The organism is Allobranchiibius sp. GilTou38 (assembly GCF_017565325.1).
GTDB classification, from domain to species: domain Bacteria; phylum Actinomycetota; class Actinomycetes; order Actinomycetales; family Dermatophilaceae; genus Allobranchiibius; species Allobranchiibius huperziae.
Map to the genome: position 1 here is coordinate 25,798 of NZ_JAGEKN010000001.1, position 25,944 is coordinate 51,741.

The window sequence follows — 25,944 nt, forward strand, 5'->3', positions numbered from 1 at the left end:
GCGTGAGCTATCCACAGGCAAAAGTGGTGCACATTCGTGCTTCGTGCGACGCGAGTGGGTGAGGGGGTCGTTGAGCCGGATGTGGTCGCCCTACCGGCTCATCAGACGTCGCGTCGTCCGGCAAACGGTCAGCTCCAGCGCAGGAGTGCTACTCATGGGTAGGTTGAGCGGGTTACACCTGATGAGGAGACTTCGTGACCCAACGGGCCCAGCCGCCGCTCGACTCAGAGCTGAACTCAGAGATCGACGCAGACCTCGAGATCGACCCCGGCGCCCCCGCCGACAGCCAGGTAGCCGCCGCTCACCGCGCCGGCACCGCCGTACGCGGCGTCACCGGAGCCATCCGTGACACCCACGGTGCCGTCGCGAGCAAGGTCTTCGCGTCTGCGCGCCGCACTGTCGGCCCGGTCGTCACCCCGGTGGAGTTCGCGCACGACCACATCGCGCGCGCTGCGTACGGCGCGTCGGCCGTCGCGCTCGAGGGCATGGCCGAGGCGGTCGGCGCGACTGCGGCGAAGGCTGCGCAGGCGGGCCGGACGAGCAAGTTCGGGCGGGGCACCACGCGGCGGGCGAGCGGAGTCCTCGCCTTCGTGCACGGGTTCAACGGCGACAAGATGGCCTCGTCCGGGCGGATGCCGTTGTCCTCCCCGATGAGCCTGCGCCGCTCCGGGGAGCGGGTCCCCGCGACCGCGGACGGCCTGGCCCGCGCCTACCCGGACGCCACACCTCAGATCGTCATCTTCGTGCACGGCTTCGTCGGCACCGAGCAGATGTGGAAGCGGCACGCGCACCGCGACGACGATGGGCGACGGCTCAGTTACGGGCGGCGCCTGGAGGCGCATGGTGACTGGTCGGCCCTCTGGGTGCGCTACAACACCGGGTTGCGGATCAAGTCCAACGGCTTGGAGCTCGCCCTGCTGATCGAGCAGGTCGTCGACCACTGGCCGGTGCCCGTCGAGCGCGTGGTGCTGGTGGGGCACTCGATGGGCGGTCTGGTGGCGAGCAGCGCCCTGCTGCAGTGGCCGACCTCCTCGACGTGGGGCCCCCTGGTGAGTGACCTGATCACCCTCGGCACGCCGTACCACGGGTCGCCGATCGAGCAGGGCGCCAACTACCTCGCCGAGTTCTTCTCCGGGTACGGCGCCACCCGATGGCTGGGCGACGTCATCCAGTTCCGCAGCGAAGGGATCAAGGACCTGCGGCCGGGCAACCTCTTCCTCGCCGACACCCGCGGCGCGATGCCGGACGCCGCCGAATGGCGCCAGGCCCTGGCCCCGCAGATGGTCGTGCGCCATCTGGCTGTCGCAGGCGTGCTCACCAAGGATCCGCACGCGCGGCTGGGCGGAATCATCGGCGACGGGATCGTGCCGCGCGCGAGTGCTCGCGCGGGAGCGGACAACGACCTGAGCCGGTCCACCATGATGGGGTCCATGAGTCACAACGACCTGGTCAACGACCCGCGGGTCTACGAGGTCATCGCGGACGTCCTCGGCGTGCAGGCATGACCGGCGCCGCGTTCTTCGACCTCGACCGCACGCTGCTCCGCGGGGCGTCCGGGCCGATCATCACCGATGCCCTGCGCGAGGCCGGCCTGGTCACCACCAAGCTGCCCGGCGAGAGCCTGCTGTACGGCGTGTTCAACCGGTTCGGCGAGACCCTTCCGTCGATGGTCCTGGCGCGTAACGCGACGCTGGTCGCTCGCGGCAAGCGCGCCGGCGCGTTCGACGAGGCGGCGCGGCGCGCGGCGGTCGGCCTGATGGATCTGATCGAGCCGTTCGCCCACCTCACGCTGGAGAAGCACCGAGCCGCCGGGCGCAAGGTCGTCCTCGCCACGACGACACCGCTGCACCTCATCCAGCCGCTGGCCGATCTGCTCGAACTCGACGCCGTGGTCGCGACCCGCTACTCGGTCGACCCCGTCTCAGGTCGGTACGACGGTGGCCTGGACGGTCCGTTCGTCTGGTCCACCGGCAAACTCTCCGCAGTCCGTGACTGGTCGAGCGAGCACGACGTGGACCTGACGCAGTCCTTCGCCTACTCCGACTCCGTCTACGACCTGCCCCTGCTGTCCGCGGTCGGTCATCCGCACGCGGTCAACCCCGACCCGCGGCTGCTCGCCTTCGCGACCGTACGGCGCTGGCCGGTGGAGCACTTCAGCGCGTCTCCTGGCGTCTTCAAGGTGCCGTTCGTCGACATCGAACTGCAGCGGATCGGCCAGTGGATGGCGCGTCCCGAGGCGTTTCCCTACGCGCGGTTCGAGGTGCTCGGGACCGAACACGTGCCGAGCGAGGGCGGCGTCCTGGTGGCGGCCAACCACCGCAGCTACTTCGACCTGCCGACGATGTTCCTGGCGATGGGTCGCGCCGGCCGCACCGGCCGGTTCATGGCCAAGCGGGAGATCTTCGACGTACCGGTGGTGGGGCAGCTCATCGCCGGCTCCGGCGGGATCCCGGTCGACCGGGAGAGCAAGGACCCCGATGCTCCGGACCCGCTCGCTGCCGCCGAGACCGCGTTGCGCGGTGGCGAGCTCGTGGGGGTGATGCCGCAGGGCACCATCCCGCGCGGGCCGGATTTCTTCTCCAGTGCGCTCAAGGGCCACACGGGGGTCGCCCGGCTGGCCAAGAGCACCGGGGTGCCGGTCATCCCGTGCGCGATCTGGGGCACCGAGCAGGTCTGGCCCCGCTCGTCCAAGCTGCCGCAGATGCTCAACTACCTGCACCCGCCGCAGATCACCGTGCGTTTCGGTCCTCCGGTCGAGCTGAAGTACCGCTCCGCGGCCGCCGACACCGACCGGGTGATGAAGGCGATCGCGCGCCTGCTGCCCGACGAGGCGCGCAGTCGCCGCCGCCCCACGATGGAGCAACTGGCATCCAGCTACCCCGGCGGAAAGGTGCCGCCGGCGGACCGGTCGTTCGCCCGCGCCGACGAGGCGCAGGACGAGTAACGCCCACGCGGGGGCCAGACGCGGGTGAACGGTCCGACGAAGAGGTCAAAAACGTTGCGCGTCAACTCATCTCAGGCGCCCGCGAGCACGGCGACGATGCGGCGGTCTCCCGGGTCGACGTCGGCGTCCTGGTCACCGAGTACACCGACGGGGTGCCGTCCGAGTCGGATCTGCGGCGTGTGCAGGAGCGGTCGGAGAAGAAGGGCTGGCCGCTGCACGACGCCCGATGAGGAGGGGCTCGCAAGTCGCCGAAGGCGGGTGACCTCGACCTAGACTCGAAGCCCATGCATCAGTCCGAGATCGTCCTCCCCGCGTGGGCGCGACTGTCTTTGGCGCACGCCGTCGTCGAGCACCTGGCACGTGACGCCGAAGTGGACCTGCTGCACATCAAGGGGCCGGCGACCACGGCCCGTTTCCGGCTCGCGGGTCGCACCAGCAGCGACGTCGACGTGCTGGTCCGGCCCTCTCACGTGCCCCGGCTGACGTCCGTCCTGGAGGCTGCAGAATTCGAGCCGCGCACCGGATTCGAGTCCGGCTCGATCTTCCGGCATGCCGCCAATCTGCATCACCGTTACTGGGGCTGGGTCGATGTGCACCGCTTGTTCCCGGGTTTCGGGGTCGATGCCTCCGTCGCGTTCGAGCAGCTGTGGCAACGTCGGTGTACCGCCACGATCGCGGCGTACGACGTGCAGGTGCCGAGCGTGCTCGACCAGGCGTTGCTCATCCTTCTGCACGGCGCCCGCGATACCGCTCGCGGACGCGCGGACATCGATCGCGTCCGTGCCGCGCTCACCCCGGTCGAGCTGGATGAGGTCGCACTCCTCGCGCGCGGGTTGGGGGCGGAGGTCGCCCTGGCGGCTGCCAGCGGAGACCTCCACCGTTTCCGCGACCGTGCCGAGCACGACCTGTGGGTGGTCGCCTCCGAGGGCGGCACGCGGTTGCAGGAGTGGCGTGCCCGCTTCCGTGCGGCGACCACCCTGCCGGAGAAGGCGAAGCTGTGCGGTGAGGTGCTGCTGGTCAACCGCGACCACCTGCAGATGCGGCTGGGCCACGAGCCGTCTCGCGCGGAGTGGCTGCAGGCGACGGTGCGCCGTCCGATGGTGGCGGCGCGGGAGATCGGCGTGCTGCTGACCCGCCGTCTGCCGCGTCGAAGGGGGCGGTGATGCAGCCGGCGTACGTCGTCCCGGACGGCGTCGCGTGGGTCGTGGACGAGGACGGTGGCCCCACCGGCCCGGCCGTCTATCTGACCCGCGTCAGAGCCGGTCTCCCGATCGCCCTGGAGGGGCCGGCGGCACAGATCTGGGATGCCGCCCGCTCGATGCCTGAGGACGAGATCACCGCCGAGGTCGCGCTGGCCACCGGGCAGACCACGGACACGGTCCGGGACTCCGTCGAGAGCTTCCTGCGCGAACTGCTCCGGCGCGGACTTCTGCAGGTGCGCGAACCCGATGAGGGGGCTGTGGACCGGTAGCATTCCTGCTGCCCACCAGGACCAGATCGGCGCCCGTCGATCGTGCCCCGCCCTCAGGCCAAGGACCCAACACCACGTGACCGTCGTCGACTTCCTCCGGCTCAGCCGTGCGAACTGGCATGTGCTGCTCGTCGCGATCGTCGTGTGCACCCTGGGTGCGTACGCCTACGTGCTGAGCCTGCCGGTGACCTACGCGTCGTCGTCGTCGGCGTTCGTGCAGGTGGGTGGCACCGGCAACATCGCCGACACCATCAACGGCAGCCAGGTCGCTCAGCAGAAGGCACAGGCCTACACCACGCTCGTGGGCACGCTGCCGGTCGCCAACGAGGTGTCCAAGGCCACCGGCATTCCGGTCGGCCGCATCGCCGGGCACATCACGGCCAGTGTCGGCACCGCGGCTCTGATCACGGTCTCCGTCACCTGCGACACCCCCTCGGACTGCCCGAAGATCGCGAACGCCGCCCTGGTCGCGACCGCGAACACGGTGAAGAGCCTGGAGAGCGACGGCGGCCAGACGGTGATCCGGGTGGTGCCGCTGCAGAACGCCTCGGGCGATGGCGGCCGGATCAGCCCCAACGTCAAGAAGCACGTCGAGGCCGGTTTCGCCGGCGGCGTGGTGCTGGGCTACCTGCTCGCCGTCCTGCGGCTGATGCTCGACCAGCGGCTGCGCACCGTCCAGGACGTCGAGACGATCACGGGTGCGGGCACACTCGGCATCCTGCCGAAGACCTCGATGCTGCGGGGCAACTCGCGCCGGGACGCCGACCCGCACTCGCACGCCGGTGAGGCGCTGCGACAACTGCGCACCAACCTGCGGTTCGTCAACGTCGACAACCCGCCGAAGGCGATCGTCGTCACCAGCCCCAATCCCGGTGAGGGCAAGTCCACCGTCGCGTCGACGCTGGCGCGCGTGCTCGCCGACGCCGGCACGCCCACCGTGCTCATCGACGCCGACCTGCGCCGTCCGACCGTCGCCGAGGTCTACGGCATCGACGGGTCGGTGGGGTTGTCGCAGGTCCTCGCCGGCACGGTGGAGTTGGAGGACGCGCTGCGCTCGGTCAGCACCGAAAACCTGCGGATCCTGCCCGCCGGGCGCGTGCCTCCGAACCCCTCGGAGCTGGTCGGTTCGGACCGGATGCGCTCCCTGCTCTCCACCCTGCGCGAGGACCACATGGTCATCATCGACGCGCCGCCGATCCTCCCGGTCACCGATGCGGGACTGCTCGCCGCGGCCGCCGACGGCGCCGTGCTCGTCGCAGTGATGGGCCGCACCGCGAAGGAGCAGTTGCGGGTGTCGGTCTCGATGCTGGAGCGGATCAACGCCCGCCTGCTCGGCAGCGTCATCAACCGTGCGCCGGCGCGGGGCATCGGTGCCGCCTACTACGGCTACGGCTACGGCGGCTACCGCCGGGCCAGCCAGCGTTACTACAGCTCCGAGGTGACGGAGCCGAAGCAGCAGACGGAGAGCACCCCCGACGTGGACGCCGCGACCGGTGCCGTCGACGGCGGGGCGTCGGTCAGCAGCCGCAGCGAGCGGCACGTGCACCTCAAGCGGCGCGCGAAGGTCTGAGGGTCGGCCGGTTCACCCGGTCGCGAACGAGGCCACGGACTGCCGCAGTCGCTCTGCGAACCGGGCCTCTCCGAACGTCGCCGCGTGCCCGGCGATCACCTCGGGGTCGAACTCCTGCTCGCTCAGCCGGTCCAGCGCGCGCGAGATCGCCATACTGGTCGGCTCGTCGAAGAAGACTCCGGTGACGTCCTCGCGCACGCTGTCCAAGAAGCCCCCGGCGCGGAGTGCGACCGCAGGCGTGCCGAACGCCGCCGCCTCCAGGATCGTGAGCCCGAAATCCTCGTAGCTGGCCGCGAGCAGCGCCGACGCGTGCGCGTAGCACCAGCGCAGGTGGGCGTCGTCCAACTGCGGCGCGAAGGCCACGTTGGGGGGTGCGGCGCGCCGCAGCTGATCGCGCATCGGACCGTCGCCGACGACGAGCAGCCGCTCGGAGCGACCGACGTACGCGGCGAGGACCTGGTCGACGTTCTTGTAGGGCAGCAGCCGGGCCACCAGGAGGTGGAACGGCTCCGGCGGCACCTGGGGCGGCCGGGCCATCGGACCGGTGACGTCGATCCCGTACGGCGGGTGCAGCAGCTCCGCATCGATGCCGTAGACGTCGTGGATGCGCGTCTGCACGACCCGGGAGTTGGCCCAGTAGTGGTCGGCACGCGCCGCAGCCGCGCGGTCCCAGCGGATGAGAGGCGTCCGTACGGCGAGCGCCGCCAGACCGCGTGGGCTGCGCCAGGAGGCCCGGCCGACGTACTGGTCGGTCAGGTAGAGCCAGCGTGCGGGGGAGTGGCAGTAGACCAGCATGCGACCGTCGGTGCGGAAGCCGTGCGCCCACCCGCTGGTCGAGGCGATGACCACGTCGGCGGGGATGTGAGTCCGCCCGACGGTGGCCGCGAGAAGGGGCAACGCGAAGCGGTGTTCACGGCGCAGGGGAGCCATCCGATTCAGGCCCGTCATCACGATGTTCGCGTCGCGGAACTCCGGGAACGTACGGTCCGGTGCGTAGAGCGTGGTGTAGATCGGTGCCTCGGGGAACGCGCGATGCATGGCGAGGACGACTCGCTCGGCGCCACCGCGTTGGGTGAGGTAGTCGTGGGCGATCGCCACGGTCGGCTCACTCATGCCGGTGGTCCACACTCCCTACTCCTCAGGGCCTTTCGGCCGACGCGAACGCCTCAACGATAGGCAATGCGAGGGGGCAGTGGCGCTGCGAGGTCCCGGTAGGCTTCCGCGACGACACATGGCCCGGGGGGAGATCGATGACGAACGCGCGACCGGTGTACGACGCCCGCTGGAGCGGCCCGCACGGCATCGGCCGGTTCGCCCGGGAGGTGAGATCACGGCTCACCGGGGACTGGGAGGACGTGCCCGGCGCGGACCCGGTCTCGATGCGCGGGCTCATGCAGCTGCAGCAGCTGGCGACCGCGCGGGCACGCCACCGCCGCCTCTTCGTCAGCCCGGGGTTCGCCGCCCCGGTGGGCTGGCGCGGGCCGGTGGTGCCGACCCTGCACGACCTGATGCACCTCGACGTGCCGGGCGAGGCCGGCCGGGGCGTGCGCAACTACTACGAGCGGGTGGTGCGCCCTGCCGTACGACGTGCGCCGCTTACCCTGACCATGTCCCAGCACGCCAAGAGCAGGATCGTGGCGTGGTCGGGCGTCGACGGCGCCCGAGTCCTCGTCGTCGGCAACGGTGTCGACGCGTCGTACACGCCGCGGGGACCCGTGCACCAACCCGGCTATCCCTACGTGCTCTACGTCGGCAACCACAGGCCGCACAAGAACCTGCCGGTGCTGCTGCGGGCGATGACCGACCCGGGGCTGCGCGATCTGCACCTGGTGATGACCGGCGACGCCGTCGCGGACACCGTGCGTGCAGCGGGCGACCTGGGGCTCGGGCAGCGGATCCACTTCACCGGCCTCGTCCCCGAGGCGCAACTGCCGGCGCACTACCGCGGGGCGCGGGTGGTGGCGATGCCGAGCCGGTACGAGGGCTTCGGTCTGCCGCTGCTCGAGGCGATGGCGTGCGGCGTGCCCGCCGTCGGCGGTGACGCGACCGCGGTGCCGGAGATCGCCGGCGACGCTGCCCTGCTGGTGGATCCGGCCGACAACGATGCCATGGCTGCGGCTCTGGTCACCGCCGCGCACGACACCGCCGTGCGGGATCGGTTGGCGCTCGCCGGGCCGCGCCGGGCCGCACGCTTCGACTGGGACGTGGTCGGTCGCACGGTGGACAGCGCGCTGCGCTCGATCGAGGTCGACTGAGCCGATCGGCTCACGTCACGCAGCTGGATCCTGCCCTGGTCGGGTGGGCATGAGTCCTGGTGTGAGGTCCCAGGTGACGCCGGTGGGTGTGACCTGGGCAGTGAGCAGGTCGCGGTGCACGATGGTGTGGTGGCGGGCGCACAGCAGCGCTGCGTTGGTGAGTGTTGTCTGTCCGCCGGCCCACCAGGGCCGTACATGATGTGCGTCGCACCAGTCGGGTGGTCGGTCGCAGCCGGGGAAGGTGCAGTGCTGGTCGCGGTGGATGATCGCGGTCCGCAGGCCGCCGGTGAAGAGGCGTTTGGCGCGTCCGACGTCCAGTGGTTCGGAGTCGGTGCCGAGGACTGCGGGGATGAGGTCGGCGTCGCACGCCATCCGTCGTAGAGTCCCGGCGTCGAGATGCTCACCGTCGGTGGTGCGCCCGATGCCCGGCAGGTACGTCGGCGCCGATCTGGTTTCTTGCGAACCGTTTTCGATGAGATCGTCGAGCCGGCCTGCGTTGCGAAGGCCCTCGTAGAGGGTGTTGTAATCCAGGGTGACGAGGATCTTGGCGGTGCCGCCGAATTCTCCGACGGGCCGCGAGCTGGTGCCGTCGAGGACGCCTGCGGCGGTGTCGACCAGTTGCACCAGGGCGTCCGCGCGCCGTTTGGCCGGGGTCCGGGTGTCCCGTTCCTCGCTTTCCACTGGCTCGGGTGCGGACCAGGCGCGCAGGGCGTGCTTGACCACCGCGGCGTGCCCGCTCGAGAGTTCGGCCACGAACCGGGTCAGCCCACTGGGCAGGTCGGCCCAGAACACCGACTCGCAGTCCTGCTGGCGTTCTTCATCGCGCACCAGGCGTTCGGGGGCGTACTCACCCAGGATCCGGGTGCTGAGCTGCCGCAACGTGCGAGACCCGTGGTCGGACAACGACAGGTAGCGACCGAGCAGCCCGTCGCGGTCGGCGTCGGGTAGCTGCGGCAGGATCCGCGGCACCTCCCGTAGCGCCACGTCGGCGACCGGCACGCTCGCCGACCCGTCGGCCAGCGCGTCGGCAACGACCTGGTTGCGAGGATCGGCGCAGTCCATCCCCACCCTCCCGACCCGGCGTACGACGGTCGGCTCCACACCGGTCGCCTGCCTGGCCACCCACGCCGGTGCCCCGGTCGCGGTCGAGTTCGCGACCGTGCCGCGGGTCAGCGCATCCGCGGTGGCCAGCGCGGCGACGTTCTCCGCACGAGCCGTGATCCGCAGCATGCCCCCGACCACCTCACCCAGGGCCGCTTCGTCCAGTTGCCACAGGGCACCAGGCCACTCCTCCAACGCGCTGCTGAAGTCGCCCAGTAGGGCCATCAACCGAGCCCCAGTCCCCGGCGCAGCGGGGTGGTGGATGTCGGTCGTCGACTGCGCCATGGCCCCTCCTGCGCTGATGACGGCACCTCTTGCCATCTACCTTGAATCATACGCTTGTTCGACCTGACGAACAAGGTTAAAGAACTTGAAAAATGTTGCAAATATTGATCATTCGCGATCGAGTTGTCCACATCCCCTCCACGGACGTGGTCATCTTCTGGGGTCATCCACAGCCCGTCGCGAACACGTGGTCGCCTCGGGCTCTCGGGCCACCGTCCGGGACGCCGAGCAGGCCGGCACCTGACTAGCTGCCGAGTGAGTCGTTGGCGTCGCCGTCATCGGCGCCGTGCTCGTCCCGCGCTATCTCCAGGTCCGGGTAGGGCTGCGCGGCGTACATCAGAAGATAGGTACGCCGCTGCGGGTCGCGCCCGCGGGTGCGCGCCGCCCAGGTCGACACGACGTCGTTCACCTCCTGGACCATGGCGCGGGCCTCCTCATCGGTCAGGCGCAGCGCCGTGTCGCTGATGGTGACCACCGCGCCGTCGTCGACCGAGGTCCGGCGCATCGCGGCGCTGATGACCGCATGGGCCCAGCGTTCGAAGTGGCTGCGCCAGACCAGGCTCGCGGCGCGCGTCTCGGGCGCGGCCTCGAGGGCGCGCAGGTTGACCAGGTAACCCCCTTCGGCCACGACCTTCCACACCCGGTCGCGCCGGTCGCGGGCCGCTTCCGGCGCCTCCTCGACGAGTCCGTACTTGGCGAGCTGCCGCAGATGGAAGCTGGTCTGGTTGGCGGGGATGCCCAGGTCCTGGGCCAGGTCGGCGGCACGCGCCGGCCCGGTGGCGGCCAGTTCGGTCAGGATCCGGTTGCGCACCGGATGGGCGATGGCCCGCAGGGTGCGCGGGTCCTCGACGAGGGTGCTGGCCGGTCTCTTCGACACCATCCGCTGATCATAACCAATCGCGCACGCTCTATTGCGCAACACAACGTGCGCAAGCTAGCGTGCGAGATATGGCGGGGTTCCGGAGTCTGAGGCGGCAGCACGACTTCACCCTGCTGTGGGTGGGCGAGACCATCAGCGAGCTGGGCAGCCGGGTGAGCATGTTCGTCTTTCCGCTCATCGCCTATGCCCAGACCCGTTCCACGCTCGCGGCCGGGCTCGCGGAGACGGCGAATCTGCTCGGGGTCGCCGCGATGCTGTTGCCGGCGGGCGTGCTCGCCGACCGATTCGACCGGCGCCGCATCATGCGGTGCGCGAGTGCCGTGGGCCTGGTCCTCTACCTGTCGCTGGTCGTGGCCATCGGCATGCACCGTCTCAGCCTGGTGCACCTGATCGTGGTCTCGCTGGGCACCGGTCTGGCAGCCGGCGCCTTCTCACCGGCCGAGGTGTCCGCCGTACGCACCGTGGTCCCGAGCGATCTGCTACCCACCGCTCTGGCCCAGAACCAGGCACGCCAGCACGTGGCGTCCCTGGTCGGCGGACCGATCGGGGGAGCGCTCTACGGGGTCACCCGGTGGCTGCCGTTCGCGGCGGACGCCGTGTCGTACGCCGTGTCCTGGGTGCTGCTCGGACGGATCCGCGCCGATCTCACCGCACCGGCCCGTACGTCGCCTCGTCGCCGGGTGCGCGCCGAACTGGCCGAAGGCGTCCGCTTCGTGACCCGGCACCGGTTCTTCCGGGTGCTGCTCGTCTGGTCACCGCTGCTCAACCTGACCGTCAACACCATCGCCTTCACGGCCGTGCTCCGCCTCATCCAGGCCGGTCGCAGCCCGGTGCAGATCGGCCTGGTCGAGACCGCCGCCGGCGTGTGCGGCATCGCCGGCGCTGTCTGCGCACCCCGCGTGGTGAGGGCCCTTCCGACCGGGCTGCTCACCGTGATGGTCGGGTGGAGCTGGGTGCCCCTGGCCGTGCCGCTGATGTTCTTCAACACGCCGCTGGCGGCCGCGGTGTCGTTGTCCGTCGGGATCTTCCTCAACCCGTCGGGCAACTCCGGTATCGGCGCGTACCGGTTGCACATCACCCCGCCGGAGCTCGTGGGCCGGGTGCAGTCGGTCAGCCAGTTCGTGTCCTATCTGCTGCTTCCGCTCTATCCGGTCGTGGCCGGACTCGCCCTGCACCGGTTGGGCGGCCCGGGGGCCATCGCCCTGTTGGTCGGCCTCACAGCGGCCGTCGCGCTCATCCCGACGCTCAGTCGGGCGGTCCGTTCCGTGCCTCGTCCCGCGGCCTGGCCACAAGCGGCCGGGAGCCGGACGGGAGGCGTCTAACGGGTGCCGGAGGCGAACGGCAGACGGTCCGCGGGACGGGACCGCTCCCATAGGCCCAGCGGGGGCGGTGCGTTCGGATCCATGATCCGGCGGCGGCTGAGCGCCAGATGGCGCAGCGCCACGCCCACGGCGATCATGGCCGGCGGGGCCAGGAAGACCTCTCCGAGGTTGGCCGCGCACACGAGCACGCCGATGAGGGAGGCCTCGATCCACGGCTTGCGGTGCCCGGCGGGCAGGCGCAGCAGATTCCACAGCAGGAGGGCGTAGAGAGTGACGACTATCAGGAGCAGGATCCAGCCTCCTTCGGCTCGCAACGCCAGGTAGGAGTTGTGGAAGTAGAAGGTGTCACCGTCGACGTTGGTCCGCGCGCTGCCGGCGCCGTGCCCGTAGAGCGGGTGCTCGGAGACGGTCAGCCGCTCGGCGCGGGAGATCCTGCGGCGCAGCGCATCACTGCCGCCCCGGCCGGCGAAGATGCCGGTGGCGTAGTCGGTGGCCGGCAGGGTGTGGACGTACCACATGACCGAGCCGACCACGACGACCCGGACCCAGACCTGCACCCGGTCCCCCACGACCACCCACAGGATGACGATCACCATCGCGAAGAGGGAGGTGCGCGAGAAGGTGGCGAAGACCGCCGAGGCCCCCGCCACCGCGATCAGCACCCGCGCGAGACGGGTGCGGACGTACGCGAACGCGACGCATCCGAGCACCACCAGGCACAGGCCGGCGTTGTTGGGGTCGCCCCACCCGCCGACGAGGCGACCGACGTACCCGTTCGCGCCGAGCGTCCCCAGCCCCCAGAGCGATCCCAGCACCACCGCGATGCCCGCTCCGCGAGCCGCTGAGATCACACACAGCCGGCCCGAGGCGATCACCAGCACGAGCAGCGCCTCCATGCCCAGGTTCGCCAGTCGTTTGGTGCCCGAGATGTGGTTGAGGTAGGAGCTGACGAGTAGCCAGCCGGGGATCGCCAGCGTCAGCCAGACGCCCCAGTTCGGCCGCGGAACGCCGCGGGTGGGCACGACGAACGCGGCACCGAAGACGGCCGCGCCGAGTAGGAGCGAACTCGGCGGCACCGGCAGCCCCGCGCCGTACTTGTCGGCGGCGAGGGAGGCGAAGATCGCCAGCACCGAGAGGGTTGCCGAGATGACCTTCGGGTTGTCCATCCGCTCGAGCGCGCCGGGTACGTCGGCGTCCTTGGGCTGCCGGTGCTCGGCGAGCGAGCGTTCCTGCAGCAGCGTCATGGCGGTCTTCCGGGTGGGTTTCTGCGAGCTCGGGTGCGGGCAGAGTCTATGGTTTCGCGGCGTCGCGCGGTCCGCTGGAGACCGGGCGGTCCAGGCCGTCGTAGACCTCGCTGATCGCGGCGGCCATCCCGGCCGGGGTCGGCCAGGACGGGGGCAGCCGGGGCCGCTGCGCGGGTATGCCGCCCTGACGGGCGATCGCGGCGGCCACCTGCGCCGGTGCGTCCGGATCGACCAGACACTGCTCGGGCAGGATCTCGGGGTTGCCCCCGACCGGGCTGGCTACCACTCCGACGCCGGCTCCGACGGCGTCCAGCAGCGTGTAGGAGCAGTTCTCCCAGACCGAGAGCTGGGCGACGACGTCACAGTCGGCGAGCGCGCTCGAGGGGTCGACGAAGCCGGGGAAGTCGACCCGGTCGGCGACACCGAGACGACCCGCGAGGGCGCGCAGAGACTCGTCGAGCTCTCCGTCGCCGGCGACCGTGAGGCGTGCCCCGGGGTGCTCGCGCACCACCAGGGCGAACGCCTGCAGGAGTGCCTCGATCCGCTTCTCCGGTGCGAGCCGGGACAGCGACAGCACCCGGGGGGCATCGGTCGCGGGACGGTTCACACTGTCGGTCGGTGGGTCGAAACCGTTGGGAATGATGGTGATCGAAGCATCGGTGCGCCAGTTGGCGCGCATCGCATCGGCGGTCGCGTGCGAGACCGCGATCAAGTGGTCGGCGCGCCGTAGCCGCGCCTGGTGGGAGCGGCGCATGACCTGCGAGCGCCACCGGCTGCCCTGATAGACCAGGTCGTCGGCCGCGATCCCGTGCTCGGTGCTCACTCTCGCCGCACCGCCGAGGGGAGTGAGCGCCGCGACGATGTCGGCGTATGCAAGGTGGGTGTGCACGAGCGCGGGCCGCAGGGTCGCGCAGGTGTGCCGCAGGGTCTGGATCGACGCGCGCAGCCCGGCGTCGGGACCGAACGCCGCTGCGACGACCGGCACCCCGGCCTCCTGCAACCGGGTCACCAGGGGACCCGGCGGGCACAGCACGACCGCCCGCCAGCCGGGGATGCCCGCGGTGAGCGCATCGAGGGTGTGCCGGGCGACGCCCGCCAGGTTGGCGACCGGCAGCGCCCACAGCGCGATCGGGCGGGTGTTCAGAACCACGCCTCGAGTCGGTCGAGCGCCACCCAGAATCCCTCACCGCCCCCGACGTGGCCCTGCCAGATCTCCGGGATGAATCCCGCATGCGGCGCGAGCTGGTCCAGCTGGGTCGCCAGGGCCGCGAAGTCGACCTCACCGTCGGCGATCTGCACCCCTTCGCCGTCGACGCCCGTGGCGTCCACGATGTGCAGGTGCTCGGTGTGCGGGCCGAGGAGGTCGACGTACTCGCTGAACGGACGCCCGGCGAAGTTGGCGGCGAGCTTGCTGTGCGAGACGTCGAGCGTGAGCTTGCGGTCGTATCGCTGCGCGAACGCCGCGGTGTCGCGTGCGTCGAGGAAGAGGTTGTGGAACTGCTGCCCGCCCATCAGCCACGGGTACGGCGGGAGAGTCTGCGCGGTCAGCCGCACTCCGGTCTCGTCGACCTTCGACAGGCCCTCGGCCACCCGTGCGTACATCCGCTCCCGCAGCGACGGGTCGACGTGCGCGTCGGCGGTGAACCCGCCGAGCGTCGCCACGATGAGCGGATCCTGCGCGCAGGTGAAGTGCGGGCGCAGCGAGCGGGTGATGTCGATGACGCGCTGGAGCTCGGTGATCGAGCGCTCCCAGATGGCCGGATCCTCACTGGCGAGGTCGAGGATGAAGTCGCCGCTGAAGAGGTCGGGGGTGTGGGTGGTGAACGCGTACGGTGCGGCAGCAAGCTCGACGTCGGCGGGGAAGATCTGCGACAGGTCGAGGTCGAGATCCTTGTAGCTGAAATGGAATTCGACGAAATCGGCGTTCGAGCCGCGGACCAGCGAGCGGAAGTCGTGGTAGCGCACGGGCAGGCCCCAGGGCCGTCGGAAGGAGAACTCGCGACGGTCGACCTGGGCGGTGCCGAGGTCTCCGTCGTAGAAGAAGTCGCCCTCGTCGATGTCACGGCGGGACACCCGACCGACCAGCTGTTGCAGCGCATTCGGCTGCAGGCCCCGACCGGGGCTCTTGATGGTCACGGCGTCTGCGGTGATGGTCTCACCGGTCGCGATGGCGCGGGTCGAGACCAGGCTCTTGGCCAGGTTGACCCGGTTCATCATCTCCCCGGTCGACACCTCACGGGGGGCGGCGCTGCCGAGCGCCTCCTCCACCTCGCGGATACGGACGACCATCTGCGCGAACTCCTGCGGCAGCAACGACACCTTGTGGTCGTTGCCCTCCAGGGACCGGTCGAGGGTGAAGTGCTTCTCCACGATGTGCGCACCCCGGGCGACGGCGGCAATGGGCACGTGGAAGCCGCGCTCGTGCCCGGAGTACCCGACGACGCACTGGCCGATCTGGGCGAGGCGGTCCATGTAGGCGAGGTTCACGTCCTTGAACGGCGCCGGGTAGGTCGACTGGCAGTGCAGCAGCGCGAAGCTCGCTCCGGTGGACCGGACCAGCGCGGCGCTCTCGCGGATCTCGTCCTCGCGGGACATGCCGGTCGACAGCACGAGCGGCAGCCCGTATCCGGCGGCTTCCCGCAGCAGAGCGTGGTTGGTCAGGTCGGCCGACGCGACCTTCAGGGCCGGGATGCCATAGTCCGCAAGGGCTTTGACACTCGGACTGTCCCACGGCGTGCACATCACGTCGATGCCGCGATCGCGACAGTGATCGAAGACGATGCTCAGCCGGTCGAAGTCGAGGGCGAACTTGGCCAGCAGATCGATGGTGTACTGCGCGCCGAGATCCTCACCCGCCGTCGAGCCCTGGGGGCCGCGGTAGAGCGCGGCCATGTCGCGCAGCTGGAACTTCACGGCGTCCGCACCGGCATCGGCGGCGAGGTCGACCAACTGCCGTGCCAGGTCGACGGATCCCTGGTGGTTGTTGCCGATCTCGGCGATCAGGAACGCAGGGTGACCCGGTCCGATCGCGTGGGCGCCGATCCGCAGCTCGTCGTCGCGGTCGATGGCGATGGCGATCATCCGGTGCTGCTCGTCAACGAGCGGGACGTGGGTGACGCCGGGCCGGAAGGCCGCGCGCAACGACGCGGTCGGCGTACCGAAACGGCCGCTGGCGACGTCGCGGTGGGCCACTTGCACCGCCGGGGTCTGCAGATCGGCATCCGGGGTGGCGACGATCCAGCGACGGAAGTCGCCGTCGGACAGCGACCCCTCGAGGTGACCCTGCTGCCCGACGCAGAAGACGATGCGCTCCTTGTTGTCGCTGATCTTGCCCAGCGCACGGACGATCGGGTCTTCGGAGAAGACGATGTACGGCGCGATGTTGCGTTCGATGATCATGCGGAACCACCTGGTGTCGAACGGATCTCGGCGAGGCGACGCATCTCGTGCGCTGCCAGGCGCAGGTCGTGCTCGGTGTCGATGTCGATGCCCTCCACCTCGTCCATCACGAAGAGCTCGATGCGGCCGCCGAGACGGTTGTCGCACTGCTCATAGACCCATGGTCGGGTGAGGTAGAGCGAGCCCGTCTCGCGGTAGCGCAGTTGCCTCGAGGTGAGGTCCTGCCGGCGGGGCCGCGCGGTGACGTCGTAGTCCGCCCGCGGCGGCTGCTCGTCGCGTGCCTGCCACCAGAAGAACGGCGCGAACGGTACGACGCCGACCAGCGAATCCGCTCCCGAGGAATCGAACTGGCTCATCGCCCGCTCGAGCGTGCCGGGCAGCCGGAGGGGCGAGGTCGCCTGCAGCAGCATCACGGCGTCCGGTGATCGGCTCTCACCCACCCGGTGCGCGATCGCGTGCCGCACCACCGGCTCGGTGGGGGTGTCGTCCCGGGCCAGCTCGGGCGGCCGCAGGAAGGGCACGTCGGCGCCCGCCGAACGCGCGACCTCGGCGATGCGTTCGTCGTCGGTGGAGACGAGGACGTCCAGGCCCGGTGTGTTCAGCGCCTGTTCGATGGTCCACACGACGAGGGGACGGCCCTCGATCTGCCGCAGATTCTTCCCGGGCACGCCTTTGGAGCCGCCGCGCACGGGGATCACACAGAGGGTGTTCACCTGCTGGTCCTTCCGCTGAAGTCGATGACCGCCGCCCGGATCGCGGCGGTGGGGTCTGTCCCCGTCGACGGCGCCGGAGTCGGCTCGCCGCCCCAGGGGCGCATGTCGTACCTGGCCCAGAACTCCTCCAGCCACGGTGGCGGGTCGGGGTAGTGCACGAAGGCGGGCACCCCGCGCGCCGCGGCCTCGAGCACTCCGGTGGAGAACGCTGCGGCGACCGGCCCGGGATGCATCCGCAGCGGCGTGCCGCTCCGGTCGAGGGTGACGCCGCGGCGTTCCCACACGCGGTGCTGGGAGCGGGAGAGCCGGTCGGTCTCGGACGGGTGCGGGCGGTAGGTCGCACCGGTGTCGCGGCAGAAGCCGTACGCCGCGTGTGCGAGCCCGCGCCGCGGCAGTTCGGCGCCGTGCAACTGACCCAGATAGGTGAGGGGGGCCTCGGCCGAGGCCGCGGCTGCCGGTGCGACCGCGGCCGCTGCCAGCAGTTGCGATCCGACCACCTGCGCGGTCACGTCGTCGCGGCCCAGCGTCCAGAAGTCCGCGTCGGCCGCGGACCATGCGAGGGCGTGGGCGTGCGGTGGCAGCGGCGGTTGGTAGGGCGTGAGCAGTCCGTGCTGCAGCACGAGCTGTGCGCGTCCGGTGCGCTCGGCGAACGCGTGGGCGGCCGATCCCACCGCGAGGTAATGGCCGTAGGAGAGCACGGCACCCACGTCGGGCAGTAGTGCATTCAGGTCGTCGGCAGAGACCGCACGCGAAACACGTTCTCCTGCTGCGACATCCGGCACGGGTTGCTCGCTCAGGACCGCGACGGGCAGGTCTTCCAGCGGCTCCAGCAGCCACTGTTTCTTGGGGCCCTCGGTCACGTCCAGGGCGACCAGGACACGTGCGCTTCCTTCACGAGGCAGGTCCAGGACGAACTGCGAGGGCGCCCCCGTACGGCGCACCCGCCGTGCGACGCGGCGCACGCGATGACGGGAGTCCTGCCAGTCCTGCCAGGCGCTCAGGTCGCGCGGATGGATCAGGCCCACAGCGACTCCAGCACCGTGGCGCGGTGGTCGAAGGTGTGCTCGGCGAGCGTCCGAGCCCGGCCGCGATCACGGATCCCGTCGGCCCACCGCGGCTCCCGCACGCACCGGCCGGCCACCTCGCGCAGCTCCTCGGGAGAGGTGACGACGAGCACCTCGCCCGCTGCGCCGTCCACCTCGTAGAGGTCGATGACGTCCGACCGGTCGATCAGCTGCACCCCGCCCACGCCCGCCGCCTCGAAGGTGCGCATGGTGAAACCGTCCTGGTCGCCGTGCAGGTTGAGCGTGGCGGCGGATCCGGCCATCACGCCGTACGCCTGCGACCGCGACAGCTGCCCACCACTCGGCACCCGGGCGGCGTGCAGCGTATGGGTGTGCAGGCGGTCGCCGAGCCCGCGGGACCAGTCGCGCCCGTACGCCCGCACCGGCACCCCGGCATCGTCCAGGCCGTGCAGCGCCGCCTCGCGCGCGGGGTAACGCGCACCGATGAAGGTGACGACCGACTCCCGGCGCGGGGTGTAGGTGGTGCGCCGATCGAACCCCAGCGGCAGGTGGGTGGCGCCCAGCGCCTGTGAGTCGGTGCGGCTGTACGTCGCGAGCGGACCCAGACCCGCGAGCGCCTCGAGCGTGTAGCGGGTGCGGCGCACCTCGTCGTAGAGCCAGGTGACGCGGGGAAGTCGCAACTCGTCGAGCAGGTGCCAGAAGGAGTCCTGGAGCAGGTCGCCCTTGACCACGACGACGACCTGCGGGGCGTGTGCCCGCACGGCTGCGATGGCACGTTCGGTGAGCCGGGCGTGCAGCCGTGTGGGAGTCACCGCGTCCGGCAGGTCGTGCAGCAGCTTGTTGGCGATCCTGCCGGGCAGGCTCGGCGGCGCGTCGTACACATGGGTGTCCACGGTGTGCCCGCGGTCCTGCAGCGCTGCCGCGATGGCCCGCCAGTAGCCGTGGAACCCGGGGCTGACCAGCAGCACGCGGCGGGGCGTCACGAGGTCAGCCCGCGATCGCGCAGCTCGTCCAGCGCCCTGTCCCAGGCGTCGGCGCGGGCGCCCGGTTGATCCCACGACGTGCGCACGAAGTCGGCGACCGCGTCGGCGGCACACCACCGCGGCGAGGGGGCTCCCAGCACACGTGCCCGCGTGAGGTCGGCGCAGGCGTCGCGGATGTCGCCGGCGCGGTGCACGTCGACGTGCACGATGTCGACCGGTGCGCTCAGCGACGCCGCGACCGCGTGGTCGGCCAGCTCGCGCAGCGTCGTACGGACACCGCTGCCGCAGTTGACGATCCGCGGGCCGTCCACGGCTGGGGCCGGATTCGCGACAGCCCAGCCGATCATCGCGGTGAGGTCGGTGACGTGCACGAAGTCGCGGGTCTGCGCGCCGTCGCCGTAGACCGAGATCGCACGGCTCTCCTTGAGGCAGGCCAGGAACGCCGCGAGCACGCCGGTGTAGGGGTTGTGCAGCGCCTGGCCGGCACCGATCACGTTCTGCGGCCGGATCACCGTGGCGGACCCTCGGCCACCGAGCTCTGCGGCGATCACCTGCTCGCCCTCGGACTTGGTCTCGCCGTAGACGGACACCGGTGCGTGCGGGTCGTCCTCACGGGAGTCCGCGGCCCGCGAACCGGGACGTACGACGCCGTCGTACGTGCGGGTGCCGTCGGCCTCGACGCGCGCACCCTCGCCGTAGACGGCGCGCGAGCTGATGGTGACGAGGGGTACGCCGCGGCGCGCCGCCTCTCGCGCCGCCAGACGGGTGCCCTCGACGTTGACCTGGTGATAGCGGTCCTGCTGGTACATCGACTGGCCGGTGCCGGTCTCGGCCGCGAGGTGGATCACGACGTCGGCATCGCCGCACCGCGCCCAGGCGTCGGCGTCGCACACGTCGCCCACGACCATGCGGCCCGGGAAGCCGGCGCGCGCGGCTTCCGGCTCCCTGTGCACCTGGGGGCTCAGCAGGTCCAGTGCGGTGAGGTCGTGACCCTGCAGGCGCAGCTCGGTCGCCAGATGCCGACCGATGAAGCCGGCTCCGCCGCTGATCAGCGCTCGCATGGCAGATCGTGCTCCGTGTCGGTGGGGGCCCCGGCGGGGGACGGCGGTCGGGCGGCGGCGTGGCCGGCGCCGCGCCCCTGGATGAGGCGCAACTCCTCGCGCAGCACGTCGACCGGACGCACCGGTCGCCGTAGTGCCCAGCGGGAGGCGTTGGCGCACAGATTAACCGCGCTGGCCCCTGCGAGTGCCATCTGCAGCCGGCGCAATCCGCCCCAGGTGCGCGCGTACTGCAGACGGGAGGCGACCAGCCACTGGCGGCTGCGCGTCGGGTCCGACGAGCCGCCGCCGCGATGCACCACCGACACCGTGCCGAGCACCACCGACGGGATGCCGAGCCCGCGCAGGCGACGCTGCAGGTCGACCTCCTCGGCGTTCATGAAGTACCGCTCGTCGAAACCGCCGACCGCCCGGAACGCCGCGACCGGGACCAGCACGGCCGCGCCGACGACCCAGTCGACCGGCACCACGGCGTCGCCGACCGCACGCGTGTCGTGTCCGACGGCCTCGTGCAGCCGCGGCAGGTGCCGGAACCTGGCCAGCGGGGTCAGCCACTCGATCACCTGGTGGCCGATCGTGGGGAAGTGCCGGCCCACCCACTCAGGGTCGCCCTCGAGGGTGGTGACCTGCGGGCTCGCCACCACCGGCTGCCAGGGCGCGGCGGCCGCGAGCAGGTCGGCGACGAAGGTGGGGCCGATCTCCAGATCGCTGTTGAGGATCAGCGCCAGCTCGGTGGGCAGCTGTGCCATCCCGGTGTTGACGGCCGCGCCGAACCCGCCGTTGACCTCCCGGCGTACGACGCTCGCGCCCGCGATGGGCGCCAGGGGCTCGGGGGAGGTGTCGTCGACCACCACGATCGACGGTGCCTGCCCGATCAACGACGCGACCAGGTCGCGGGTCGGCGCGGGATCGCCGTAGTGGGGCACCACGACGCCGACCTGCTCGAACGGCTCGTTCACTCCCCACCCGCCAGGGCGCGCGCCGGCACACCCGCCACGACGGCGCCCGCGGGCACGTCGCGGGTGACGACGGCCCCGGCGGCGACGGTGGCGCCGTCGCCGATGCTGATGCCGCCCAGCACGATCGCCCGCTGCCCGATGAAGACGCGGTCGCCGATGCGCACCGGTCCGCTGTGCACGATCTCGTGCCGCCCGTCGCGTCCGTGATCGGTGGTGGCGACGAAGACCCCGTCGGCCAGCACGCACTCGGCGCCTATCTCGAGCGGATCGGCCGCGTGCAGGTGCACGTCGTGGCCGAGGTAGGTGCCGTCGCCGATGCGCAGCGAGCCGCCGTCCTCGGTCTGCAGCCAGGCGCCGGGGTAGACCGCGACGCGTGCGCCCAGGCTGATCCGGTCGACCCCGCGCAGGATGCGCGGCGCCACGACGACGCTGCCGGCGCCGATGGCCGCGAAGGAGCGCCGGTAGAGGGAGGTCGTCACCGCCCGGCCGAGGTGCCAGCGGACCGACGGGCGCGCCTCGGTCAGGCGGCGGGCGAGGCTCACGGGTGCGCTTTCGGTCGTCGTCGGCTCCGGGATCCGGTCGGCCAGGGCTCATTGTGCCGTCTGGGGCCGCGCGCACCGTACGATCGGCGCTCGTGAATCTCAGCGCTGCCGACGGCACCGTCCGTCCCGTTCGCCGGATCGTCGTGGCGCCGCACATGGACGACGAATCGCTGGGTTGCGGGGGACTGCTCGCCAAGCACCCGGAGGACAGTCTCGTGGTCGTCGTCGCGGACAGCGGCGACGTGCGGGCGAAGGAGCACCGGGCCGCGCTGGCCGCACTGGGCGTGCGGGACTCGGTGCGGCTGGGCCTACCCGACGGACATGTCGGCGAGGATCCCCAGGCCCTCGTGCAGGCTCTGGACGAGGTATTCGAGACCTATCGTCCGCACGAGGTCTACCTGCCCTACCCGTCGCTGCACCAGGACCACATCGCGGCCTACGAGGCCGGCATGCGCGCCTGCCGGGCCTCGATGAGTGTCACGCACTTCTTCCCGCCGTCGGTCTTCGTCTACGACATCGCGGCGTACGACGTGAACCTCTACCAGGCCGAGTTGCGCTGGAACGTCTTCGAATCGCTCCAGGAGGAGCACATCGACGCGAAGGTCGCGGCCTGCCGCGCGTACGCCACGGAGATCCCGGACGAGGTGCACGCGATGACCGGTCTGAAGGAGATGGCTGTCGCCCTCGGGCACGCGCGCCTGGTGCGGTACGCCGAGCAGTACGCACTCGTGCGGAGCATCCGCCCGTGATCGTCGCCATCCACCAGCCGGATCTGCTGCCCTACTCGGGCTTCTGGTTCAAGATGATCTCCAGCGACGTCTTCGTGATCGCCCAGCACGACCAGTTCCAGAAGCACGGCTACCAGCGCCGGGTCACCATGCGCGACGCCTGGTGCTCCCACCAGTTGGAGGGCAAGCCGTCGCTGGTGCCGATCACCGCGGTGCGGGTGCTGCCGGGCTGGCAGGACCGGCTGATCGGCATCGTGCGGGGGCGCTACACCGGCGCCCGGCACTGGAAATCGCGCGGCCTGCCGCTCCTGGACCGGATCGCGGACTGCAGCGGGGAGACCCTCGCCGAGGTCAACCTGTCGATGATCCACGTGCTGCGCGACGTGCTCGACATCCGTACGCCGCTCGCGTTCACCGATCCGCCGGCCGCCTCCGGCGTGCCCCGCCTGATCGAGCAGGTGCAGGCGGTCGGTGGCACGGCGTACCTGTCCGGCGCGGGCGCGACGGCGTACATGGGCGATGACGCCACGGCGACCTTCGCCGAGGCGGGTATCGAGCTGCGGTGGTCCCACCACGAGATCACCTCGGGCGACTCGGTGCTCACTGTGCTGATGGACCACGACGACCCCGTCGAGGTCATCTCCCGCACCTGCTGACCCGAGGTACGGCACCGCAGCGCACGCGCGCTGGAGGACCTCTCCACGTGGTGGTCGAGGCTCAGGCCGCCCGTCCCGTGTAGTAGAGCCAGACGGCGCGGTCGTCCCGCTCAACGGCGTCGCCCGCCAGGTCGAAGGTCGCGATGTCGGCGAAACCGGCCGCACGCAGCTGGTTGCGCGACTCGTCCGCTCCGACGTAGTAGGTGAGCATCGAGTAGTCGTGTGCGTCGTCGTTGATGACCGCCCAGGTCGGTCGGATGACCTCGTGAACCCGGAGCCGTCGCCGGTTCGCCCGGGCGCGCCAGGCGGCGTAGCTGCTGCGGAGCACGCTGCGGCCCGGTCGCGGGCGACCCTGCCACGGCAGCAGGTGGAATCTGAGGTGGTCGCGGTTGTGACTGGACAGCAGCAGCAGGCCGCCCTCGCGCAGCACCCGGCGCATCTCCCGCAGCGCGATCGCCCGGTCGTCGTGGCCGATGTAGTCCAGACCGTTGAAGGAGAAGATCACCGCGTCGAACGAGGCGTCGTCGAAGCGGCGCAGGTCGCGGACGTCCCCCTCCTCGATGCGCAGATCCGGGAAGCGCGCGGCCGTCGCGGCGGCCAGCGCCGGCGAGTAGTCGAGCCCGACGTACTCCCGCGCCAGGGGCGCGAGGTGACCCGTGGTGCGTCCACCGCCGACACCGATGTCGAGCACCGTGCGCCCGCGCAGGTCGGCGTCGTACGCGTCGAAGAGGACCTTCTCGGCGGGATGCAGGTGCGACAACCGCGGGTAGTGGCGCACCGCATCGGCGCCGGTGTACGACGCGTGGTTCGCGCGGTCCTGGACGTCGGGGTGGGCGTGCGACATGGGTGGGGCCTCTCGAACGGGTGGGGAGCGCAGGAAGTCTAGGGTCACCATCGGTCGCCGCGGTGTCGATGGGCCGCCCCCATTCCCTTACCGTGTGCACCGTGTCGACGACGTCCCCCGATACCCTCCGGCAGCCGGATCTGCTCCTGTTCGTCTGTGACGGCAACCTCGCCCGGTCGCCGGCCGCCGAACTCATCTCGCGCCACCGCGCCGTGGCCGACGGGCCGTGGCGGTTCGCGAGCTGCGGTGTGCGCGCCGTGCGCAGCGACCGGGTGCTGCGCGAGGTGGAGCGCCAGCTCGCCCTCATGGACGTGCCGGCCGGGGGCTTCCGCTCCCGCCAGGCGACCCCTGCGATCCTGGGCGAAGCCCGCCTCATCCTCACCGCCGGCAGACCGCAGAACGACTGGATCGTCGACGAGACGCCCACGCTCTACCGCCGCACCTACACGATCCGCCAGGCCGCCCGCCTGCTGCGGGACCTGCCGCCCGGCGCGGATCCGCTGGCGCACCTGGCGCGTACGAAGGACCGGATCACCGAGCAGGACGAGGTCGAGGACCCGATCCGCAAGGGCGGCGCGGCCGCGGGACAGGCCGTGGGGCAGATCGACGAGGCCCTGCGCGTCATCCTTCCCGCCCTCGGGGCGCTGGGGCCCGTCCGGCCCTGAGCGGCCGACCGGCACCCGGACACCCGAGCCGGCTGTGAGCGGGGCCCGGCACAATGGGCCGCGTGAAAGCACTGCTCCTGGAGAACATCCACCCCCTCGCCGTCTCGCTGCTGCAGGACTCGGGCATCGAGGTGCATTCGCACGCCGGCGCGTTGGACGAGGACGAGCTGATCGCGGCGCTCGACGGGGTGGACCTGCTCGGGATCCGGTCCAAGACCGAGGTCACCGAACGCGTGCTGCAGTCCGCCACGCAGCTGCAGGCGATCGGAGCCTTCTGCATCGGCACCAACCAGGTCGCCCTCAAGGCGGCCGCCGAACGCGGAGTCGTGGTCTTCAACGCGCCGTTCTCCAACACCCGCAGCGTGGTCGAGCTCGTCATCGGCGAGATCATCGCGATGGCCCGCCGTCTCACCGAGAAGGACGGCGACCTGCACGCGGGCACCTGGAACAAGGACGCGACCGGAAGCCACGAGATCCGCGGCCGCAGCATCGGGATCGTCGGCTACGGCAACATCGGCAGCCAACTGTCGGTCGTGGCCGAGATGCTCGGGCTGCGGGTGTTCTTCTACGACACCGAGGACAAGCTGGCCCTCGGCAACGCCCACCGCTGCGAGAGCCTGGAGGAGCTGCTGCAGGTCGCCGAGGTGGTGACGCTGCACGTCGACGGACGGTCGGGCAACGCAGGGTTCTTCGGGGCCGAGCAGTTCGGCCGGATGCGTCCGCGCGCGCTCTTCCTCAACCTGTCGCGCGGTTTCGTGGTCGACTACGACGCGCTCCGCGAGGGTCTGCTGTCCGGGCACATCGCGGGCGCGGCGGTCGATGTCTTCCCGACCGAGCCGAAGGTCAAGGGCGAGCGGTTTGTCTCACCCCTTCAGGGGATCCCCAACGTGATCCTCACCCCGCACGTCGGCGGCTCGACCCAGGAGGCGCAGGAGGACATCGGCCGGTTCGTGGCGACCAAGCTGCGCGACTTCGTGCAGCGCGGCACCACCACGCTCAACGTCAACCTCCCGACGCTGACCATGGAGGCGCGCCCCGGCGGGCACCGCGTCACCCACCTGCACGTGAACATGCCCGGCGTCCTCGCCAAGGTCAACAGCATCCTGGCCGCGCACGGGGTCAACATCGAGGGGCAGATGCTGAGCACGCTCGGTGACAACGGTTACGTCGTCACCGACGTCAACGACATCCCGCGCGCCGTCGTCGACGAGCTGGCGGCCCTGCCGGAGACCATCCGGCTGCGCGTCATCTGAGCGTCACGTCGCCCGCGCGGTGACCCTGACACAGGTAGGTCCGGGAG

At 71.0% G+C, this 25,944-nt stretch carries 24 protein-coding genes; 11 read left to right on the top strand and 13 right to left on the bottom strand.

Features of this window, described 5'->3' with window-relative positions; genetic code table 11:
* The first annotated feature begins 194 nt into the window (after positions 1 to 194).
* The 5 genes from JOB34_RS17245 to JOB34_RS17955 all read left to right on the top strand — a co-directional run bounded on the left by JOB34_RS17245 (position 195) and on the right by JOB34_RS17955 (position 5,985).
* Positions 195 to 1,505: an alpha/beta fold hydrolase gene (locus JOB34_RS17245; protein ID WP_208050827.1), complete on the top strand. Its 1,311-nt coding sequence runs from the start codon at positions 195 to 197 to the stop codon at positions 1,503 to 1,505.
* Positions 1,502 to 2,944: an HAD-IB family hydrolase gene (locus JOB34_RS00105; RefSeq protein ID WP_208050828.1), complete on the top strand. Its 1,443-nt coding sequence runs from the start codon at positions 1,502 to 1,504 to the stop codon at positions 2,942 to 2,944. The genes JOB34_RS17245 and JOB34_RS00105 overlap by 4 nt, the downstream gene beginning before the upstream one ends.
* Positions 2,945 to 3,228: 284 nt before the next feature.
* A complete protein-coding gene (locus tag JOB34_RS00115; protein WP_208050829.1) occupies positions 3,229 to 4,107 on the top strand; it encodes a nucleotidyltransferase family protein in 879 nt (292 codons plus the stop codon).
* Positions 4,107 to 4,415 (top strand): PqqD family peptide modification chaperone, encoded by a 309-nt coding sequence (locus tag JOB34_RS00120; protein WP_208050830.1) that lies wholly within the window; start codon positions 4,107 to 4,109, stop codon positions 4,413 to 4,415. The genes JOB34_RS00115 and JOB34_RS00120 overlap by 1 nt, the downstream gene beginning before the upstream one ends.
* A gap of 76 nt (positions 4,416 to 4,491) precedes the next feature.
* Positions 4,492 to 5,985 (top strand): polysaccharide biosynthesis tyrosine autokinase, encoded by a 1,494-nt coding sequence (locus tag JOB34_RS17955; protein WP_208050831.1) that lies wholly within the window; start codon positions 4,492 to 4,494, stop codon positions 5,983 to 5,985.
* A 12-nt stretch (positions 5,986 to 5,997) separates the two neighbouring features.
* Here the strand turns inward: JOB34_RS17955 and JOB34_RS00130 are convergent, their stop codons facing one another.
* On the bottom strand, positions 5,998 to 7,098 hold the full coding sequence (locus tag JOB34_RS00130) for a glycosyltransferase (RefSeq protein WP_208050832.1): 1,101 nt from the start codon (positions 7,096 to 7,098) through the stop codon (positions 5,998 to 6,000).
* A gap of 137 nt (positions 7,099 to 7,235) precedes the next feature.
* On the opposite strand from JOB34_RS00130, the gene JOB34_RS00135 reads away from it, so the two are divergent.
* Positions 7,236 to 8,240 (top strand): glycosyltransferase family 1 protein, encoded by a 1,005-nt coding sequence (locus JOB34_RS00135; protein WP_208050833.1) that lies wholly within the window; start codon positions 7,236 to 7,238, stop codon positions 8,238 to 8,240.
* Positions 8,241 to 8,255: 15 nt separating this feature from the next.
* Here the strand turns inward: JOB34_RS00135 and JOB34_RS00140 are convergent, their stop codons facing one another.
* Complete coding sequence (locus JOB34_RS00140; protein WP_208050834.1) at positions 8,256 to 9,626, bottom strand: HNH endonuclease signature motif containing protein; 1,371 nt, start codon at positions 9,624 to 9,626, stop codon at positions 8,256 to 8,258.
* Between the two features lie 244 nt (positions 9,627 to 9,870).
* Entirely contained in the window at positions 9,871 to 10,506 is a 636-nt protein-coding gene (locus tag JOB34_RS00145) for a helix-turn-helix domain-containing protein (protein WP_208050835.1), read from the bottom strand.
* 68 nt (positions 10,507 to 10,574) lie between these two features.
* Here JOB34_RS00145 and JOB34_RS00150 point away from each other — a divergent pair, with 68 nt between their 5' ends.
* Positions 10,575 to 11,828, top strand: a complete 1,254-nt coding sequence (locus JOB34_RS00150; protein ID WP_208050836.1) for an MFS transporter — start codon at positions 10,575 to 10,577, stop codon at positions 11,826 to 11,828.
* On the opposite strand, the gene JOB34_RS00155 is transcribed toward JOB34_RS00150, so the two are convergent.
* Genes JOB34_RS00155 through JOB34_RS17960 form a run of 9 tightly spaced genes read right to left on the bottom strand, consistent with a single transcriptional unit; the run spans position 11,825 to position 21,751 of the window.
* Positions 11,825 to 13,072 (bottom strand): O-antigen ligase family protein, encoded by a 1,248-nt coding sequence (locus JOB34_RS00155; protein ID WP_208050837.1) that lies wholly within the window; start codon positions 13,070 to 13,072, stop codon positions 11,825 to 11,827. The two genes, JOB34_RS00150 and JOB34_RS00155, sit on opposite strands and share 4 nt — an antisense overlap.
* Positions 13,073 to 13,118: 46 nt before the next feature.
* The gene (locus JOB34_RS00160) at positions 13,119 to 14,222 is read right to left on the bottom strand and encodes a glycosyltransferase (RefSeq protein WP_208050838.1); all 1,104 of its coding nucleotides are present in this window, start codon (positions 14,220 to 14,222) and stop codon (positions 13,119 to 13,121) included.
* The gene (locus tag JOB34_RS00165; protein WP_208050839.1) at positions 14,213 to 16,471 is read right to left on the bottom strand and encodes an N-acetylneuraminate synthase family protein; all 2,259 of its coding nucleotides are present in this window, start codon (positions 16,469 to 16,471) and stop codon (positions 14,213 to 14,215) included. Before JOB34_RS00165 ends, JOB34_RS00160 begins: the two co-directional genes overlap by 10 nt.
* Positions 16,468 to 17,184 carry an acylneuraminate cytidylyltransferase family protein gene (locus JOB34_RS00170; RefSeq protein ID WP_208050840.1) on the bottom strand — a complete coding sequence of 239 codons (717 nt, stop codon included), beginning with the start codon at positions 17,182 to 17,184 and terminating at the stop codon, positions 16,468 to 16,470. Before JOB34_RS00170 ends, JOB34_RS00165 begins: the two co-directional genes overlap by 4 nt.
* The gene (locus JOB34_RS00175) at positions 17,181 to 18,209 is read right to left on the bottom strand and encodes a hypothetical protein (RefSeq protein ID WP_208050841.1); all 1,029 of its coding nucleotides are present in this window, start codon (positions 18,207 to 18,209) and stop codon (positions 17,181 to 17,183) included. Before JOB34_RS00175 ends, JOB34_RS00170 begins: the two co-directional genes overlap by 4 nt.
* Positions 18,200 to 19,192 (bottom strand): glycosyltransferase, encoded by a 993-nt coding sequence (locus JOB34_RS00180; protein WP_208050842.1) that lies wholly within the window; start codon positions 19,190 to 19,192, stop codon positions 18,200 to 18,202. The genes JOB34_RS00175 and JOB34_RS00180 overlap by 10 nt, the downstream gene beginning before the upstream one ends.
* The gene (locus tag JOB34_RS00185; RefSeq protein ID WP_208050843.1) at positions 19,189 to 20,253 is read right to left on the bottom strand and encodes an NAD(P)-dependent oxidoreductase; all 1,065 of its coding nucleotides are present in this window, start codon (positions 20,251 to 20,253) and stop codon (positions 19,189 to 19,191) included. Before JOB34_RS00185 ends, JOB34_RS00180 begins: the two co-directional genes overlap by 4 nt.
* On the bottom strand, positions 20,241 to 21,209 hold the full coding sequence (locus JOB34_RS00190; RefSeq protein ID WP_208050844.1) for a glycosyltransferase family 2 protein: 969 nt from the start codon (positions 21,207 to 21,209) through the stop codon (positions 20,241 to 20,243). Before JOB34_RS00190 ends, JOB34_RS00185 begins: the two co-directional genes overlap by 13 nt.
* A complete protein-coding gene (locus tag JOB34_RS17960) occupies positions 21,206 to 21,751 on the bottom strand; it encodes an acyltransferase (RefSeq protein WP_179481588.1) in 546 nt (181 codons plus the stop codon). The genes JOB34_RS00190 and JOB34_RS17960 overlap by 4 nt, the downstream gene beginning before the upstream one ends.
* 92 nt (positions 21,752 to 21,843) lie before the next feature.
* On the opposite strand from JOB34_RS17960, the gene JOB34_RS00200 reads away from it, so the two are divergent.
* Both JOB34_RS00200 and JOB34_RS00205 read left to right on the top strand, forming a co-directional pair.
* Complete coding sequence (locus tag JOB34_RS00200; protein ID WP_179481586.1) at positions 21,844 to 22,500, top strand: PIG-L deacetylase family protein; 657 nt, start codon at positions 21,844 to 21,846, stop codon at positions 22,498 to 22,500.
* Positions 22,497 to 23,135 carry a WbqC family protein gene (locus JOB34_RS00205; protein ID WP_208050845.1) on the top strand — a complete coding sequence of 213 codons (639 nt, stop codon included), beginning with the start codon at positions 22,497 to 22,499 and terminating at the stop codon, positions 23,133 to 23,135. The genes JOB34_RS00200 and JOB34_RS00205 overlap by 4 nt, the downstream gene beginning before the upstream one ends.
* 61 nt (positions 23,136 to 23,196) lie before the next feature.
* Here JOB34_RS00205 and JOB34_RS00210 read toward each other — a convergent pair whose 3' ends face one another.
* On the bottom strand, positions 23,197 to 23,979 hold the full coding sequence (locus JOB34_RS00210; protein ID WP_208050846.1) for a class I SAM-dependent methyltransferase: 783 nt from the start codon (positions 23,977 to 23,979) through the stop codon (positions 23,197 to 23,199).
* A gap of 101 nt (positions 23,980 to 24,080) precedes the next feature.
* Between JOB34_RS00210 and JOB34_RS00215 the strand changes: the two genes are divergently transcribed.
* Positions 24,081 to 24,644 (top strand): hypothetical protein, encoded by a 564-nt coding sequence (locus JOB34_RS00215; RefSeq protein WP_208050847.1) that lies wholly within the window; start codon positions 24,081 to 24,083, stop codon positions 24,642 to 24,644.
* 53 nt (positions 24,645 to 24,697) lie between these two features.
* Positions 24,698 to 25,897, top strand: a complete 1,200-nt coding sequence (serA, locus tag JOB34_RS00220; RefSeq protein ID WP_208050848.1) for a phosphoglycerate dehydrogenase — start codon at positions 24,698 to 24,700, stop codon at positions 25,895 to 25,897.
* Positions 25,898 to 25,944: the final 47 nt, after the last annotated feature.

What these genes read in the sequence shown, in the direction of transcription:
- JOB34_RS00105 (WP_208050828.1), top strand. Translation starts at nt 1,502, where the DNA reads ATGACCGGCGCCGCGTTCTTCGACCTCGACCGCACGCTGCTCCGCGGG.
- JOB34_RS00115 (WP_208050829.1), top strand. Translation starts at nt 3,229, where the DNA reads ATGCATCAGTCCGAGATCGTCCTCCCCGCGTGGGCGCGACTGTCTTTG.
- JOB34_RS00120 (WP_208050830.1), top strand. Translation starts at nt 4,107, where the DNA reads ATGCAGCCGGCGTACGTCGTCCCGGACGGCGTCGCGTGGGTCGTGGAC.
- JOB34_RS00130 (WP_208050832.1), bottom strand. Translation starts at nt 7,098, where the DNA reads ATGAGTGAGCCGACCGTGGCGATCGCCCACGACTACCTCACCCAACGC.
- JOB34_RS00135 (WP_208050833.1), top strand. Translation starts at nt 7,236, where the DNA reads ATGACGAACGCGCGACCGGTGTACGACGCCCGCTGGAGCGGCCCGCAC.
- JOB34_RS00140 (WP_208050834.1), bottom strand. Translation starts at nt 9,626, where the DNA reads ATGGCGCAGTCGACGACCGACATCCACCACCCCGCTGCGCCGGGGACT.
- JOB34_RS00145 (WP_208050835.1), bottom strand. Translation starts at nt 10,506, where the DNA reads ATGGTGTCGAAGAGACCGGCCAGCACCCTCGTCGAGGACCCGCGCACC.
- JOB34_RS00150 (WP_208050836.1), top strand. Translation starts at nt 10,575, where the DNA reads ATGGCGGGGTTCCGGAGTCTGAGGCGGCAGCACGACTTCACCCTGCTG.
- JOB34_RS00155 (WP_208050837.1), bottom strand. Translation starts at nt 13,072, where the DNA reads ATGACGCTGCTGCAGGAACGCTCGCTCGCCGAGCACCGGCAGCCCAAG.
- JOB34_RS00165 (WP_208050839.1), bottom strand. Translation starts at nt 16,471, where the DNA reads ATGATCATCGAACGCAACATCGCGCCGTACATCGTCTTCTCCGAAGAC.
- JOB34_RS00185 (WP_208050843.1), bottom strand. Translation starts at nt 20,253, where the DNA reads ATGCGAGCGCTGATCAGCGGCGGAGCCGGCTTCATCGGTCGGCATCTG.
- JOB34_RS00210 (WP_208050846.1), bottom strand. Translation starts at nt 23,979, where the DNA reads ATGTCGCACGCCCACCCCGACGTCCAGGACCGCGCGAACCACGCGTCG.
- serA (WP_208050848.1), top strand. Translation starts at nt 24,698, where the DNA reads ATGGGCCGCGTGAAAGCACTGCTCCTGGAGAACATCCACCCCCTCGCC.